Source organism: Enterococcus songbeiensis (genome assembly GCF_005405265.1).
Classification (GTDB): Bacteria; Bacillota; Bacilli; order Lactobacillales; family Enterococcaceae; genus Enterococcus_C; species Enterococcus_C songbeiensis.
This window is the reverse complement of the sequence record NZ_BJDS01000018.1, coordinates 50,378-65,258: the sequence shown is the minus strand read 5'-3', so window position 1 is coordinate 65,258 and position 14,881 is coordinate 50,378. Positions and strand designations below refer to the sequence as shown.

Here is a 14,881-nt window from a genome sequence, read left to right as displayed (position 1 = left end):
CATCGTCATTCCTCCTGCTATCTTTTTCTATTATTCTACCTTATTTGATAGTAGATTTAAAACTTTGCAACAGAACCATCTAGGACATTCTAGGGGAATATGAGTAAAAAAAGGTCCAAAACAGCCAATTCAGGCTTAAAACTGTGATAGAGAAAAAAGAAAAAGCCCTTGATATACAAGGACTTTTCACAGATTTTAGAGATTTTAGGATTTTTTCCGTTATTATCTTCTAATTTCTTTGATACGAGCTGCTTTTCCGTGTAGTGCACGTAAGTAATAAAGTTTCGCACGACGAACTTTACCATAACGAACAACTTCGATTTGAGCAACACGTGGTGTGTGTACAGGGAAAGTACGTTCTACACCGACACCGTTAGAAACTTTACGGACAGTGTAAGTTTCGCTGATACCTGCACCGCGGCGTTTGATAACAACACCTTCAAATAACTGGATACGTTCCCGCGTACCTTCGACAACTTTTGCGTGAACACGAACGGTGTCCCCTGGGCGAAAAGCTGGAATGTCTGTACGCAATTGTTCTTGTGTTAGTTCTTGAATCAATGGATTCATCTTTATCATTCTCCTTATTCCCAAATATTCTTAAGACCCAGTCCCAGCGGAATATTGTAATAGATGAGCAGTACACTCACCAAAATATACTAACACATCCAAACCATAACTGTAAAGTTAAATTTCTTGTCAATCAGATTTCCTTTTCAGTTTCTTCTTTTTGGATTACCGCCAACATTTTTTTCATCTCATCCGTCAGGGGATAATTTTCTAAAAGATCTGGGCGTCGTAGGTAGGTACGCCGCAAAGATTCTTTCAATTGCCATTCCTCGATCAGTCGATGATTGCCGTTTGTTAATACTTCTGGAACGGTCATTCCAGCAAATTCTGCTGGTCGAGTATATTGGGGATGCTCCAATAGTCCTGTTGAATAAGAATCCGTTTGTGCAGATGTCTGGTTGCCCAGTACCTCAGGCAGCAAACGAACAGTCGCATCAACCATCACCATTGCGCCTAATTCACCACCAGTCAAAACATAATCCCCAAGAGAAACTTCATCCGTCACCAGACTGCGAATCCGTTCATCATACCCTTCATAATGCCCACAAATAAAAATCAAATGCTCTTCTTGCGAAAATTCTTCTGCCATTTTTTGATCAAAAGGTTTTCCTGCCGGGTCAAGTAAAATAATTCTTTTTTGTGTGTCCGTCGCAGCTTCGATGGCTTTTAGATTATCATAAATTGGTTGAACCTTCAGCAGCATTCCTGCGCCGCCACCATAAGGATAGTCATCAACCGTTCGGTGTTTGTTATCGGAATACTCACGGAAATTTTCAATATTGATCTCTAATAAATTTTTGTCTCGAGCCTTTCCGATGATAGATTCTCCCATCGGCCCTTCAAACATTCGTGGAAATAAAGTCAGTACATCAATTCTCATCGTCCAACAGCCCTTCTGGTAGATCAACGGTGACAATACCTTTTTCTAAATCAATGGTTTTGACCACCGATTCGATATAAGGAATCAGCGCATCTTTTTTCCCTTTGCGTTGAACGACCCAAACATCATTGGCGCCAGGAGAAAGAATTTCTTTGATTTTACCAAGAGACTTCCCGTCTTCATCGACAACATTCAATCCAATGATTTCGTAATAATAATAGGCATCTTCTTCTAAATCAGAAAGCTGATCCATTGCAACCTTTAATATCCCGTCACGAAATTTCTCCACTTCATTGATCGTTGGATAGCCTTCAAAGGATAATAAATCAAAATTTTTATGCTTTCGATGACTCGCTATCGTTAAAATCAGTGGTTGTTGGTTTTCCCGAAAAAGCGTCAGTTTAGCACCTTTTTGATACCGTTCTTCTGGAAAATCCGTTTGAGAAATCACTCGAACTTCTCCACGAATTCCCTGAGTATTGACGATTTTTCCTACATTTAAATATTCAGTCACACTATGTCCTCACTTTTGTTTAGTTTCTTGCTTATTTTAGCATGCTTACTTAGCGAATTCTACCGGATTCCAGAAATGCGTTGTTTTTGTCTCTACCAAAAAAGCTTTCTGCCCTTATCCATAAAATAGGAAAGCTGCAAAAAGCTTTTGCTTATTTTTCCATCGAAACGGCCATGGCCAATGCAGACAAAGCATCCTCATGAGTTACTGTATAAACGATCGTGTCTTCTTGCCAGATAACTTGATTTGCTTGATAACCTTGTGCGCTTTGATCGACCGAGATTTGACCGGTTTCTTTAGGTGCTGGTAAAAAAGCTTTTTCCAGATAGGTCACAATTTTTTTTGCTATAGCATCGGGAGATTGTCCTTCTACATTGCTTGCTCGTACAACAAGCGCCCAATTTCCCTCTCGCCAATTTAGATAGGTAGAACCTGCCGCGCCTTGTTTATAACCGGTGATACCATATCCCAAGTCTATCTTTTGTCCCCCAGTATCATAAATCGCATTGACGGCTTCTTTTGCCATTTGCGAAGTTTTAAAAATTTCTTTGCGATAGCTGGCAAAAGGTGTTTCTTGATTTAATTGACGATGATTTAAAATCAATGGCTGATCCATACTATAATAAAGGACAGAAATTTTTTGATTGTTGCCATCACTAGCAATATTTAGCGCTTGACCGTCGTAAGGAATGTCAGAAGGAAAATTTGTTTGGGGAAATTGTGCCATCAATTCCTTACTGGCATCTGCTTGTGCCTCACTGTTGGTGGTGGAAGACACCGGTTCAGATTCTTTCGTTGTCTCTGTCGATGATTCTGTACTTGTACTACGAATTGAAGACGTGCTTGCATTCGCTGAATTTGTTGTAGATACTGCTGTTTCTGAACTTGATTCCTCTGTTTTTTGACCACTGCAACCTGCTAAGACAATAAGTAATGCTAAACCAATCCAACTCTTTTTCATCGTGATCCCTCCTCACTTCAAGGGTACCGTTTCCGTAAAAAAAAGACAATCAATCTGACTGGTTTTTTGTAAGAGTATTTCAATCCACATATCTAGACATGACAGCTAACGAATTAGACCCATTCGTAGAATCTTATTCTATTGTAAAAAATATTGAAATGCAAATTCTCAAAAAAATTTATACAAAAAACGAACCCAGTCTTATCTAGGGTTCGTTTCCAACTTATCCTATCGCTCGTTTCACGTAAACTAATTCGTCATTTTCATCCAGTACAGTCGCTTCAAATCCATTTTGTTGCCAAAAACGACGATTATTTTTATTGCTGGCATTTAACGCAACATACTTGCCGCCTTCCAAATATAACAGTTCTTCCAGTTTTTTAAAAACTAATTTCCCAATGCCTTTATTTCGAAATGATGGGGCAATACAGTAATCAAGAATAAACGCTTTTCCATCTTCCTGTATGTAAATTTTGTACATCGTAAATCCTAGATAGTTTTGTTTTTCATCATAGAAAAAAACAAATTGCAATGGATCGCCACCACCTTTTGCTTCACTAGATAACCCCATGATGATGTCATAATATTCTTGTGAGTTAAACCAGTTGATAATTTCCTGAAGTTCTTCTCCAGATTCTTCTAAATTTGGAAAAACATCTTTCCGTTCATACTCTCGTTTCTTCTTCCAGAACTGTTTAATTTCTTCAGCTGTTGACAGCTTTTTAATACGAACTTCCATCTTCGTCTCCTTTAAATCACCTATTTGTCGGTTGATTCGGTTAGAGACACAAAGACCTATCCGACAATTAAGCCCTCGTTGTCTTTTGTCATCATTTTTTTCATGATACATCACATCCTCATGATTTATTACTTTTAGTTTAAACAAGCATTGCTCTAGGAAGCAATCGTAGTCAATTTCCTATTCAAATCAAAACACAAAAAAGCTGAACCCTTATCCATCAAGGGTTCAGCTAGCGTTTAAATCTTATTCTTCTTCTTCACTCATGAACGTGTTAAAGACTTCTTCAATCATGTCCCATTCTGCTTCTGTTTCGATTTGTTCCAATTCGCCTTCTGTGCCGTCGCCGTTTTCGATATACGCGTAGGCTTGCAGTTCAACGTCTTCTTCTTCCGGTACGCCAGCTGGGTAAAGCAGCACGTAATTACGGCCGAATTCTTCTTGTCCGTCAACGGTTAAAAGAATTTCATATAGGGTTTCATTTCCTTGGTCATCCACAAGTGTGATATGTTCATGTCCTTCATGATCATGGTCGTGGTTATGATCGTGTGTGTGTTCAGTCATTATAAATTCCTCTTTCCTTTCACATTTACAACAGTTTGTTGGCTGCGCCATCCAGATAATTTTGCAAAATCATGACTGCTGCTAATTTATCGATTACTTTTTTTCGTTTGGCTCTTGACGTGTTGGCTTGTTCCACCAACATTCGCTCCGCCTGAACCGTTGTTAAACGCTCATCTTGGTACGTGACGGGAAGATTGAACAACTCGGCAATCTGATTACCATAAGCCATAGAAGCTTCGGCTCTTGGACCAATCGAATTATTCATATTTTTCGGCAGACCAACGACAAACTTAGTCACTTCATATTCCGTCACTAATTCCCGCAAACGGTCGAAACCAAATTCACCCTTCGCTTCATCGATTCGGATAATCTCAATTCCTTGTGCAGTCCAACCCATTGGATCGCTGACCGCAATGCCTACCGTTTTGGAACCAACATCCAATCCCATGACTCTCATTATAACTTGATCCCGTGATCGCCTAAATAATAACGAATCAAAACTTCCAATATTTCATCGCGTTCGTGACGGCGGATCAAATTACGGGCATCCCGATAACGAGGAATGTAGGCCGGGTCTCCAGAAAGCAAGTAGCCAACAATTTGATTGATTGGATTGTAACCTTTTTCTTCCAAAGCGCGATAAACGATCGCCAATGTTTCGCTGACTTCTTTTTTCCGACTGTCATCAAAGTCAAAACGGACTGTTTCGTCTGTATAACCCAATTTTCTACACCTCTTTCTATGTGCATTTATCCAAAAGCTATTTTACTAAATCTGGATAAAAACTACAAACAAATGATTTTCTTCACTATCATGGTAACATAAATGAGTAACTTTTTTGTGAAAAAATCTTGAAAAATCAATTTGATAACACTTTTTTTAGTTTTTCGATACCTTCATCGATTTCCTCCAATGAAATCGTTAACGGTGGCAATAAGCGTAACACATTTTGTCCCGCTTTTAAAGTCAGCAAGCCTTCTTTTTCCAAATCTTTCATAATCTTTTGGAGGGAATGATTCTCTTGCAGTTCAATTCCAATCATCAAACCACGTCCGCGAATCTCTTTGATTTTTTTTGATGAAATTTCCTGTAACCGATCAAACAAATAGGCCCCTTTTTTTCGAACTTCCGCTAAAAATTCCGGTTGATCAATTTGACGAACGACTTCTGCTGCTACGGCCATCGCCATTTTATTCCCGCCAAAAGTAGAACCATGACTTCCGGGACCAAAGGCAGAGGCTAATTCCCGTTTTCCCAACATTGCTCCTACCGGAAAGCCATTCCCCAATCCTTTTGCCAATGTAAAAATATCCGGTGCAACTCCTAGTTGTTCAAAGCCGTACAAACTGCCGGTACGCCCCATCCCTGTTTGGATCTCATCAATAATCAACAGGCTGTTATTTTTTTGACAAAGACGGGTGACTTCCTGCAACCACTCCTTTGATCCAAGAATAACCCCTCCTTCTCCTTGAATCACTTCCAGAATAACTGCCGCAGTATTTTCGTCAAGCTGTTCCTCCAGACCTTCCAGAGCGTTGTATTCCACATAAACGAAATCCGGTACTAAAGGCGCAAAACCTTGTTGGACGATTGCTTGTCCAGTGGCGCTCATGGCTCCGTAGGTCCTTCCATGAAAGGATTGAATAAAACTGATGATTTTTGTACGCTGCGTTGCTTTACGAGCTAATTTGATTGCAGCTTCCACGGCTTCTGCCCCGCTATTACAAAAATACGCCAAATAATCTGTTTTTCCTAAACTAGTGGCAACTTGTTCTTGCAGATGATTTTCATAAAGGTTAGGTGTGTGCATAAGCAGTTGCATTTGCCGAATCAGGGCTTCTTCGCTTGCTACATTGCTGTAACCAAGATTGACCACTCCAATACCACTGGTAAAATCCAAATAACGATTTCCTTGATGATCCGTCAGATAACAACCAGTTCCTGAAACAAGTTCAAAAGGTTTACGGGCATAGTTGGGAAATAGATGGCTCATGATTTTTCTCCTTTCTTAGGTACGATACGCCGCATTAATCTCCACATACTTTTCACTTAGGTCACAGCCCCACGCTGTCGCTTGCTCTCTTCCTCCATGGAGATTAACTTCAATCAGAATTTCTTCCTGTTTCAATTTTTCCAACAATTCTGCTTCATTAAAAGCCGCTGGGATCCCTTGCTGTAAAACAGTTTCCCAGCAGACGGCAACATCAATCGTTGTGATATCCAACCTATCATTACTGTCACCAATTGCCGACAAGATGCGTCCCCAATTGGGATCTTCTCCAAACATGGCGGTTTTTACTAACATTGATTGAGCAATTCGTTTAGAAATTTTACGAGCAGCTCTGACCGTTTCAGCCCCCACCACACGGACCTCAAGCAATTTGGTTGCTCCTTCGCCATCCCGCGCAATTTTTTTCGTTAAATCGATCAAGAGCTGTTCCAATCCCTCAGCAAAATCCGCTTCTGCTTTTGAATCTAGCTGTACTTTTTTTCGAGAAGCTCCGTTTGCCAATAAAAAACAACTATCGTTGGTTGATGACTCTCCATCAATCGTTAATTGATTCAAACTGTTATCAGCAGCTTTTTTTAAAAGACGTTGCAATTGTTCTGACGTTAAATCTGCATCGGTCAAGAGAAAAACTAAAACAGTTGCTAACTTGGGATGAACCATGCCAGCACCTTTGGCGATGCCTGTAAGACGAATTGTGGTTTTATCCAACAGGAATTCCCGGCTGATGATTTTTTCTTGTGTATCAGTGGTGGCGATGGCTTCTTGAAAGGCAATCAAATTTTGTTCTTTCAAATCAATTTTACTGACAGCTCTTTTAATCTTTTCCATGGGCAAAAATTCACCAATTTTTCCGGTGGAGGCGATGGCGACCAAATCTTGAGAAAGATCGGCTTTTTGTGCAAATAACTGCTGCATCTTTTTTGCATCCTGAACGCCTCGTTCACCAGTAATGGCATTGGCTCCGCCAGAATTCACTAAAATCCCTTGAAGTTTTCCTGCTTGCAATACTTTGCGGGAAAGTGCCACTGGTGCCGCTGGAAATTGATTGTTGGTAAATAATCCGGCAGCTTGACAAACATTTTGAGAATAAATAAATCCGATGTCGCATTTGTTTTCTTTCAGCCCGCCAGAAACTCCGCCGGCAAAAAAACCTTTTGGTAGTCGTTGTTCCATCTTTTTGCCCCCTCTCACCTTCATTAAACCATAATTGCCTCAAAAAGAGGAAAATAAAAAGCCTGCCGAAGCAGACCTTTTCGTTTTCTTATGCAGTTAATTCAACGACCGCTGGTTTGCTGCCGTCATTGATGAAGTAAACAGTATACCAAGTTAAGAAAGTAAAAATCGTCCAAATTTTCCGACGGGCATCATTTTTTCCTGCGTAATTGTCGTCCAACATTTGGATAATGGCCTCTTGTTGGAAAAATTCAGCGACAAATTCTTGTTGGAAAAGTTCCCGTACCAATCGGTAATATTTTTCTTCCCGCAACCAATCCTTGATCGGTACTGGGAAACCAAGTTTTTCCCGGTTGTACCATTCTTCCGGTAAATGACGAGCCGCCGCTTGACGAAAAGCATATTTGGTATTTTTCGAATTGATCAAATATTTTGTTGGGACTTGTTCTGAAACCTTCATCAATTCTTTATCCAATAAAGGTACCCGCAATTCCAAGGAGCTTGCCATCGACAATTTATCAGCTTTCAACAAAATATCTTTTGGCATCCATTGGTGCATATCTAAATATTGCATCTTTTTGATTTCAGACATATCTTGGACTTTATCGTAATGAACATCAACGATTTCTCTGATGGAATGGCTCTTTTGATAAGTCGGTTGTAAAAAGTGATCCGCTTCACTTTCTTCAAAAACTTTTGCCTGTCCGATAAAGAATTCTTCGGCTGGTGCTAAAGACGTGTACAAATGCAGTGCACCATGGAAAGATTTTCCTTTAAAGCCTTTTGCCAGTTTATAGCGCAGACCTTTTGGTAATTTCTTCAATCCTTCTGCTACTACCTTGACTGCTTTAGAACGGGTGTTCATTCCGTAGGCTTGATAACCGGCAAATAGTTCATCCGCACCTTCGCCACTCAGCACCACCCGCACATCTCGACTGGCTAATTCTGCCAAGAAATATAGCGGCACACAAGAAGGATTTGAATCTGGTTCATCCAGATGGTATTGGATGATTGGAAAATATTCAAAAGCTTCTTCTCCGGTAACCACCCGGGATGTATTGTTCAAATCAATCAAATCTGTCAGTTTTTTTGCTTCCACGGATTCATTGTAGGATTTATCGCCAAACCCGATGGAGTACGAATGTTCTGGACGTAAAACCGCAGTAACATAGCTGGAATCCACTCCAGAAGAAAGAAATGAGCCAACTTCAACATCTGCAATGCGATGGGCTGCGATGGAATCAACAACGGTCTTGTCGATCAAATCAACCGTTTCCGTCAGAGACAAATTTGTTTCCTTTTCCTGCACATCCCAATACTGATTAACGGTTAGTTCTCCTTCTTTATAAAGGAAATAATGGCCTTCTTTGATGCGGTACACATTTTTGAAGAATGTTTCGTCTAACGCAGAATATTGGAAGGTCATGTAAGGTTTCAATGCTTCCTTATTCAATTCTTTGACAAAATCAGGATGTTTCAAAAAGCTTTTGATTTCAGAGCCGTACATAAACGTTCCGTTCATTTGTGTGTAATATAGTGGTTTGATCCCAAAATGGTCCCGTGCGCCAAACAATTCTTGCTTGTTGCTATCCCAGATTACAAAAGCAAACATGCCGCGAATTTTTTGCAGCAGATCGATACCATATTCTTCGTACCCGTGAAGCAAAACTTCCGTGTCGGCATGGGTCGTAAAGATATGTCCTTTTGCGATCAAATCCTCACGAATGCTTTGGTAATTGTAAATTTCTCCATTAAAGGTGATGACTAAACTGCCATCTTCGTTATAAATCGGCTGTGTGCCGCCTTCTAAATCAATAATACTTAATCGACGAAAACCAAGAGCAGCGCCTTCGTCCACATGTTGTCCCGAGCTATTTGGACCTCGATGAACGATTGTATCCATCATTTTTTTGATTGTTTCTGTTTTTTGTTTCTTCTCTGCATGATTGATAAACCCTACGATTCCGCACATAGTTCTCCCTCACTTAACTAAACATTTCATTTATTTTCACAACTTTTTTCAGTATAGCATACTTCTTTTTGAGTTTCAGCCCTCACCGTTTTTCTACTAAAAAGAACGATAAACATATTGATTTTCCGGAGCAGCAATCGTCACCGTGTTTTCTGCCTGAACCAACGGAAGTTCCCGTTTTAATGGCTGATAAAATTCCGTTGTTAGTGTTCCTTCAATATGGACCCACTCATCATTTTTATACGCGGTTTCCTCCGGCATCCGTACCCGCAAGCCAAAAACGCCTGAATCGGCGACACAATGGATAATTCCAAAACGAAAAACAAAATCATCCTGCGAAGCGTCTTGTTTTGCGTGATAAATAAAACCTTCAAAAATAATTTTCCGACCGATAAACTCGCTGGGATAGTTATAAATCAGTTCCATGACTTCCAAATAATTGGCATCAGTGATTTTTAATACCCCGTTTTCGCCATATTTTTTCATCAATTTGTTCATTTGTTTTTGGTAGTCGGATTTATTGAAATAAATGCTGGTGTTCGGCTGCAAATATTGTGTCTGCATCTCCGGATCACCTACGGATTCTTTACTGACAGGAAATTGAAATCCTTTTGCTTCAACGATCGTTGTATCCAAACTTACTGTTGGGAAAAAAGTTCCTACAAGAATTGGTAATGCCAGCAATAGGTACGCAATTACCCGTTGGTATCTTTTTTGCAATCCATGGTCATGGTCGTGAAATGCGTGTTCCTGCGTTCTATCGGTTTTCGGATCACTTTTCACCCATTGAATCAATTGAACCATTGCCAATAAGAAAGATAAAATCATAGATAAAATAGCTAAATACCGGTAATGAATATTGATAAATTGATCGAGTTTTCCAGAAACCTGCAGATACATCATTAATTCAAAATAGCCTGCTAAAATTAAAAATCGAACCATTTTTTTCTCCTCAATGTTTGAAATAGAAATTTTCTCTCTTTATTATTTCTAAAGAAATTGTTTGCCTAAACAATCAAAGCATAGCCGGTCACACAAAGTAAAATGAGCCCCACCATCGAAGCAATGAATTTCTTATTGAAATACCGGTTCATCATTAACAAATTTTTGATATCCACCATTGGACCAAATACTAAAAAGCCAACTACCGGACCGGTTCCAAATAAACTGAGCAACGAAGAACCGATAAATGCGTCTGCTTCGGAGCATAACGACATCACTACTGCCAAAAACAGCATCACTAAAACGGCTAATAATTTATTTGAACCTAACGTCAGCATAACGCCTGTTGGTAAGTAGGTTTGCATTGCCGCTGCTAACAGTCCGCCGATCATCAAGTAACGTCCTGTATCAAAAAATTCATCGATGCTATGGTGCAATACCCGCTGAATTTGTTGCCAGAAAGTTGGTTTTTCCTGTGTGTCCGAAGAATGTTTGGCTTCTCTTACGACAACCTGTTTTAAAATCGGTTTTTTATTGACATAAGCTAACCACGTGCCAATTACGATTGCTACAAATAAACTACCCAGCACCCGCAAAATCGCATACCGCGCTGAATTTCCAAAAGCAATAAAGGTGGAAAAAATTACAATTGGATTTACGATCGGTGCTGTCAGCATAAATGCAAAAGCTGTGTGTTCTGGAACATCCTTTTTGACAAACTGATTCACGATAGGCACAATTCCACACTCACAGGAGGGGAAGAATACACCCAATAGGCAACCCACCAAAATTGACGCAAATTTATTTTTTGGTAAAAAAGCATTGACTCGTTCCGGGGTCAAAAATACATACAACGCTCCGGAGATAATACATCCCAACAAGACGAAGGGAAAGGCTTCGATGACGATTGAAAGAAAAATCATACTCATCTGCAGCACAGAATTAGGAAGCTGATTGAACATTGGTTTCTCCTATTCACATATTTGATGAAATTTTTTCAAAATTTCTACGGATTTTCATTACGTATACCATTCCACTAGGCTTCTTAGTTAAAGTGGAATTGCATCCTTCCTATTTTAAAATAACTTCTCCTTTGAAAAGTTCACTTATTTTCGCGCTTTACTATACTGCCGAATGGAACTGGAAACAAGGGGCCACAAAAAATTTTAGAATCTCCTTAACAAAAAGCAGAACGCCATTTAATTAAAAACAGAAAAATTGACATTTGTTTAAACAGCTCTTATCGTTACTTTTAGTAGGAGGTGAACGCATGTTTCATGCCACCACGATCAAAGAAATCAACGAACAACTTGCTGCGACTCCATTAGCATTGGTCTATCTCTCCATGCCAAATTGTAGCGTTTGTGTGTCCGTCAAACCACAGCTTCTTCAACATTTTGAAGGAAAAGTACCCATTATACATGGCGATGCCGCTGAAATTCCAGAAATAGCCGGTGAATTTCAAGTGCTGACTGCTCCTGCCGTATTGCTTTTTGCCCATCAAAAGGAAGTTGCCCGTCAGGCTCGCTTCATTGATTTTCATAAACTGGAAACGTTGATTGAAAATTATTTAGCCGCACCGGAATCTGTTGATTATGAGCAATTATTCCATTAAAAATACCGCGACTTCACCAGACGCGGTATTTTTTTCTATTCAAAAAATTATTCTTCGTTGCCAATAACATTTCCAGAATGCAGGAAATAAATCAAGGTTTGCAACTCATTTGTCAAGTCAACATTTTGAATCAAGACTTCTTTGGGTGCGTTCAAACGAACTGGCGTGAAGTTCAAGATTCCCTTGATTCCAAATTCCACCAATTTATTCACGATATCTTGAGAGTGTTGAGAAGGCACGGTTAGAATCGCCACTTCGATTTGTTGGATCTTAATTTGTTCCTTCATATCCTCCATTGGATAAACAGGAATGCCATCAACGATTCGCCCAACAATATCTTTATTGACATCAAAAGCTGCACTGACACGAATGCTATTGCTTTGATGAAATTTGTATTTCAATAATGCACTACCGAGATTCCCCACCCCGACCAGCGCCACATTTGTCATGTGATCATCATTTAATGTACGGGCAAAAAAATTCATTAAGTCTTGGACATCATAGCCATAGCCACGCTTGCCTAATTCACCAAAATAGGAAAAATCTCTGCGAATCGTTGCGCTATCTACTTGAACGGCCTCACTCAACTCTGTGGATGAGACTTTTTTCTTGCCAGCATTATGTAAGATTCGTAAGTAGCGATAATATAAGGGTAAACGTTTGGCTGTAGCTTTAGGAATAACATGTTCTTTCACGATATAACCTCCATTTGTGAAGTTTTCACTTTTAACGAATATCATCATAACAGGAATACCACTATAAATGCAATCTACATGCTTACAATTTGTGAACTTTTATCTGACGAATGGGATAGGAATCCCTCGCACCGCTCTTTAAAATGTGATAGACTAACACATGATGAAAAAATAGATGACGAAAAAAACTTTCACAAGGTTTTGCTGGAGAATTTTCAGCAACGAACTTTTTAACAATAAAGAAACGTCAGGAAAGAGGAAATGATGATTTTATTGCAAGCAAATCAAATTGCCCGTCTGTTTGGTGCAGAGGTTTTATTTGAAAATATTCATCTGGAAATCAGTTCTCACGCTCGAATTGCACTAGTAGGTAGAAATGGTGCTGGCAAATCAACGCTGTTAAAAATTCTGGCAGGAATCGAAGCGCCCGATCAAGGAACGATTGCCAAAAATAAAACGGCAACCTTGGGCTATCTTGCACAGGATACCGGTTTAGTCTCAGAAGAAACTGTTTGGAATGAAATGCTGAAGGCCTTCACGACATTAAGACAAATGGAAAACCGAATGCGGGATTTGGAGCTTGCTATCAGTGAAGCTGCCCCTGATTCTGCCAATTATCAAGCAATTTTAAAAGAATATGACACCTTACAGCATGATTTTTCTGATCAAAATGGTTATGGTTATGAAAATGAAATTCGTTCAGTGCTCCACGGGTTTCAATTTGATGAAAGTTTTTATGAGCAGTCGATTGCAACCCTTTCTGGCGGACAAAAAACTCGATTGGCATTAGCGCGAATGCTGCTGCAAAAGCCTGATATCCTCATTCTGGATGAACCGACGAATCATTTGGATATTGATACCCTTTCATGGCTCGAAACCTATTTGCAGGGTTATTCCGGCGCTTTATTGATTGTTTCCCATGACCGCTACTTTTTAGATAAAGTAGCAAATGAGGTCTACGAACTTTCAAGACAAAAAATGCGCCATTACAAAGGAAATTACAGTCGCTATTTGGATTTAAAAGCTGGTCAACTAGCCAGCGATTGGAAAGCCTACGAAAAGCAACAACAGGAAATCAATAAGTTGGAAGATTTTGTGGCAAAAAATCTGGTGCGGGCTTCTACCACCAAACGCGCACAAAGCCGCCGTAAACAGTTAGAAAAAATGGAACGGTTGGATCGACCTCAAGGCAAAGAAAAGTCAGCTCATTTTTTATTTGCCATTGACAAGTCCTCGGGAAATGTCGTTTTGCAGGTGGAAGATGCCGCAATCGGCTACCAAGACGGCGAAGTATTGTCGCAACCGATTGACTTGGATATTCGCCGCAAAGATGCCATTGCACTGGTAGGTCCTAACGGTATCGGCAAATCAACTTTGCTAAAATCTTTGATTGGTACCCTGCCTTTTCTAAAAGGAGAAACCCATCTTGGCGCAAACGTAACGATTGGGTATTACGATCAAGGGCAAGCCGAATTGAATACCAACAAAACGATTTTGAAAGAACTTTGGGATGAACACCCCACCACACCTGAAGTGGAAATTCGTAGTGTGCTCGGCGGCTTTTTATTTTCCGGTGAAGACGTTGAAAAGCCGATTGGTCTGCTTAGCGGTGGCGAAAAAGCCCGCGTGGCATTGGCGAAGCTTGCCATGAATCGGGAAAACTTTTTGATTTTAGATGAACCGACGAACCATTTGGACATCGACAACAAAGAAGTGTTGGAAAATGCGCTGATTGATTATGAAGGCACCCTGCTTTTTGTTTCCCATGACCGCTATTTCATTAATCGAATCGCCACCAAAGTCGTTGAATTATCTCATGAGGGCAGCCGATTATTTTTAGGAGATTATGATTATTATCTAGAAAAGAAAAAAGAAGAAGCCGAAATTGCTGCATTATTGGCAGAGGAAGCTCCAGAAAAAACTATATCAACTGGAAAAAAATCATTCCAGCAAACGAAAGAAAGCCAAAAACTTCTTCGAACCCTTCAACGAAAGGTCACTGAAGTGGAAGAAAAACTGGCCACTCTCGATGAAACCATCGCAGAACTAGAAACTGCCATGACTGCACCGGAAGTTTTGGAGGACCACCTGCAACTCAATGAGTTGAACACCCAACTTGAAGAAAACCACGCAGCTCAAGAAGAACTATTGGCTCAATGGGAAGAATTAAGTTTGGAGTTAGAAGAAATGGAAGAATAGCGAACACCTCTTTTTCAGTTAATTTACTGAGAAGGAGGTTTTTTTA

The 14,881-nt window shown here is 39.9% G+C and carries 16 protein-coding genes; 2 read left to right on the top strand and 14 right to left on the bottom strand.

From position 1 onward, the window contains the following. Positions 1-222 precede the first annotated feature (222 nt). The 13 genes from rplS to FFM66_RS08970 all read right to left on the bottom strand — a co-directional run bounded on the left by rplS (position 223) and on the right by FFM66_RS08970 (position 11,288). Positions 223-570: a 50S ribosomal protein L19 gene (gene rplS / locus FFM66_RS09030; protein ID WP_048604064.1), complete on the bottom strand. Its 348-nt coding sequence runs from the start codon at positions 568-570 to the stop codon at positions 223-225. Positions 571-703: 133 nt separating this feature from the next. After that, positions 704-1,450, bottom strand: a complete 747-nt coding sequence (gene trmD, locus FFM66_RS09025; protein ID WP_137605691.1) for a tRNA (guanosine(37)-N1)-methyltransferase TrmD — start codon at positions 1,448-1,450, stop codon at positions 704-706. Next, positions 1,440-1,964 carry a ribosome maturation factor RimM gene (gene rimM / locus FFM66_RS09020; protein ID WP_048604062.1) on the bottom strand — a complete coding sequence of 175 codons (525 nt, stop codon included), beginning with the start codon at positions 1,962-1,964 and terminating at the stop codon, positions 1,440-1,442. The genes trmD and rimM overlap by 11 nt, the downstream gene beginning before the upstream one ends. Positions 1,965-2,115: 151 nt before the next feature. Continuing rightward, positions 2,116-2,925: a hypothetical protein gene (locus FFM66_RS09015; protein ID WP_137605690.1), complete on the bottom strand. Its 810-nt coding sequence runs from the start codon at positions 2,923-2,925 to the stop codon at positions 2,116-2,118. A 223-nt stretch (positions 2,926-3,148) separates the two neighbouring features. Further along, positions 3,149-3,775, bottom strand: a complete 627-nt coding sequence (locus FFM66_RS09010; protein ID WP_246038433.1) for a GNAT family N-acetyltransferase — start codon at positions 3,773-3,775, stop codon at positions 3,149-3,151. Positions 3,776-3,910: 135 nt separating this feature from the next. Continuing rightward, positions 3,911-4,228, bottom strand: coding sequence for a DUF1292 domain-containing protein (locus FFM66_RS09005; protein ID WP_137605688.1), 318 nt, complete (start codon positions 4,226-4,228; stop codon positions 3,911-3,913). A gap of 25 nt (positions 4,229-4,253) precedes the next feature. Beyond that, the gene (gene ruvX / locus FFM66_RS09000; RefSeq protein WP_137605687.1) at positions 4,254-4,685 is read right to left on the bottom strand and encodes a Holliday junction resolvase RuvX; all 432 of its coding nucleotides are present in this window, start codon (positions 4,683-4,685) and stop codon (positions 4,254-4,256) included. Continuing rightward, the gene (locus tag FFM66_RS08995; RefSeq protein WP_048604057.1) at positions 4,685-4,951 is read right to left on the bottom strand and encodes an IreB family regulatory phosphoprotein; all 267 of its coding nucleotides are present in this window, start codon (positions 4,949-4,951) and stop codon (positions 4,685-4,687) included. Before FFM66_RS08995 ends, ruvX begins: the two co-directional genes overlap by 1 nt. Before the next feature lie 136 nt (positions 4,952-5,087). Next, a complete protein-coding gene (gene argD, locus FFM66_RS08990; protein WP_137605686.1) occupies positions 5,088-6,221 on the bottom strand; it encodes an acetylornithine transaminase in 1,134 nt (377 codons plus the stop codon). Between the two features lie 15 nt (positions 6,222-6,236). Next, positions 6,237-7,412 carry a bifunctional glutamate N-acetyltransferase/amino-acid acetyltransferase ArgJ gene (gene argJ, locus FFM66_RS08985; RefSeq protein WP_048604055.1) on the bottom strand — a complete coding sequence of 392 codons (1,176 nt, stop codon included), beginning with the start codon at positions 7,410-7,412 and terminating at the stop codon, positions 6,237-6,239. 88 nt (positions 7,413-7,500) lie between these two features. Then, the gene (gene asnB / locus FFM66_RS08980; protein ID WP_048604054.1) at positions 7,501-9,384 is read right to left on the bottom strand and encodes an asparagine synthase (glutamine-hydrolyzing); all 1,884 of its coding nucleotides are present in this window, start codon (positions 9,382-9,384) and stop codon (positions 7,501-7,503) included. A 96-nt stretch (positions 9,385-9,480) separates the two neighbouring features. Continuing rightward, positions 9,481-10,326 (bottom strand): TIGR03943 family putative permease subunit, encoded by an 846-nt coding sequence (locus tag FFM66_RS08975; protein ID WP_137605685.1) that lies wholly within the window; start codon positions 10,324-10,326, stop codon positions 9,481-9,483. A 65-nt stretch (positions 10,327-10,391) separates the two neighbouring features. After that, positions 10,392-11,288 carry a permease gene (locus FFM66_RS08970; RefSeq protein WP_137605684.1) on the bottom strand — a complete coding sequence of 299 codons (897 nt, stop codon included), beginning with the start codon at positions 11,286-11,288 and terminating at the stop codon, positions 10,392-10,394. A 308-nt stretch (positions 11,289-11,596) separates the two neighbouring features. On the opposite strand from FFM66_RS08970, the gene FFM66_RS08965 reads away from it, so the two are divergent. Then, on the top strand, positions 11,597-11,941 hold the full coding sequence (locus FFM66_RS08965) for a thioredoxin family protein (RefSeq protein ID WP_137605683.1): 345 nt from the start codon (positions 11,597-11,599) through the stop codon (positions 11,939-11,941). A 47-nt stretch (positions 11,942-11,988) separates the two neighbouring features. Here FFM66_RS08965 and FFM66_RS08960 read toward each other — a convergent pair whose 3' ends face one another. Continuing rightward, complete coding sequence (locus tag FFM66_RS08960) at positions 11,989-12,636, bottom strand: redox-sensing transcriptional repressor Rex (protein WP_048604049.1); 648 nt, start codon at positions 12,634-12,636, stop codon at positions 11,989-11,991. Between the two features lie 264 nt (positions 12,637-12,900). On the opposite strand from FFM66_RS08960, the gene FFM66_RS08955 reads away from it, so the two are divergent. Beyond that, on the top strand, positions 12,901-14,835 hold the full coding sequence (locus FFM66_RS08955; protein ID WP_137605696.1) for an ABC-F family ATP-binding cassette domain-containing protein: 1,935 nt from the start codon (positions 12,901-12,903) through the stop codon (positions 14,833-14,835). Positions 14,836-14,881: the final 46 nt, after the last annotated feature.

Coding starts and splice junctions, on each gene's coding strand:
- rplS (WP_048604064.1), bottom strand. CDS start 570: ATGAATCCATTGATTCAAGAACTAACACAAGAACAATTGCGTACAGAC.
- trmD (WP_137605691.1), bottom strand. CDS start 1,450: ATGAGAATTGATGTACTGACTTTATTTCCACGAATGTTTGAAGGGCCG.
- FFM66_RS09015 (WP_137605690.1), bottom strand. CDS start 2,925: ATGAAAAAGAGTTGGATTGGTTTAGCATTACTTATTGTCTTAGCAGGT.
- FFM66_RS09010 (WP_246038433.1), bottom strand. CDS start 3,775: ATGTATCATGAAAAAAATGATGACAAAAGACAACGAGGGCTTAATTGT.
- FFM66_RS09005 (WP_137605688.1), bottom strand. CDS start 4,228: ATGACTGAACACACACACGATCATAACCACGACCATGATCATGAAGGA.
- ruvX (WP_137605687.1), bottom strand. CDS start 4,685: ATGAGAGTCATGGGATTGGATGTTGGTTCCAAAACGGTAGGCATTGCG.
- argD (WP_137605686.1), bottom strand. CDS start 6,221: ATGAGCCATCTATTTCCCAACTATGCCCGTAAACCTTTTGAACTTGTT.
- argJ (WP_048604055.1), bottom strand. CDS start 7,412: ATGGAACAACGACTACCAAAAGGTTTTTTTGCCGGCGGAGTTTCTGGC.
- asnB (WP_048604054.1), bottom strand. CDS start 9,384: ATGTGCGGAATCGTAGGGTTTATCAATCATGCAGAGAAGAAACAAAAA.
- FFM66_RS08975 (WP_137605685.1), bottom strand. CDS start 10,326: ATGGTTCGATTTTTAATTTTAGCAGGCTATTTTGAATTAATGATGTAT.
- FFM66_RS08970 (WP_137605684.1), bottom strand. CDS start 11,288: ATGTTCAATCAGCTTCCTAATTCTGTGCTGCAGATGAGTATGATTTTT.
- FFM66_RS08965 (WP_137605683.1), top strand. CDS start 11,597: ATGTTTCATGCCACCACGATCAAAGAAATCAACGAACAACTTGCTGCG.
- FFM66_RS08955 (WP_137605696.1), top strand. CDS start 12,901: ATGATTTTATTGCAAGCAAATCAAATTGCCCGTCTGTTTGGTGCAGAG.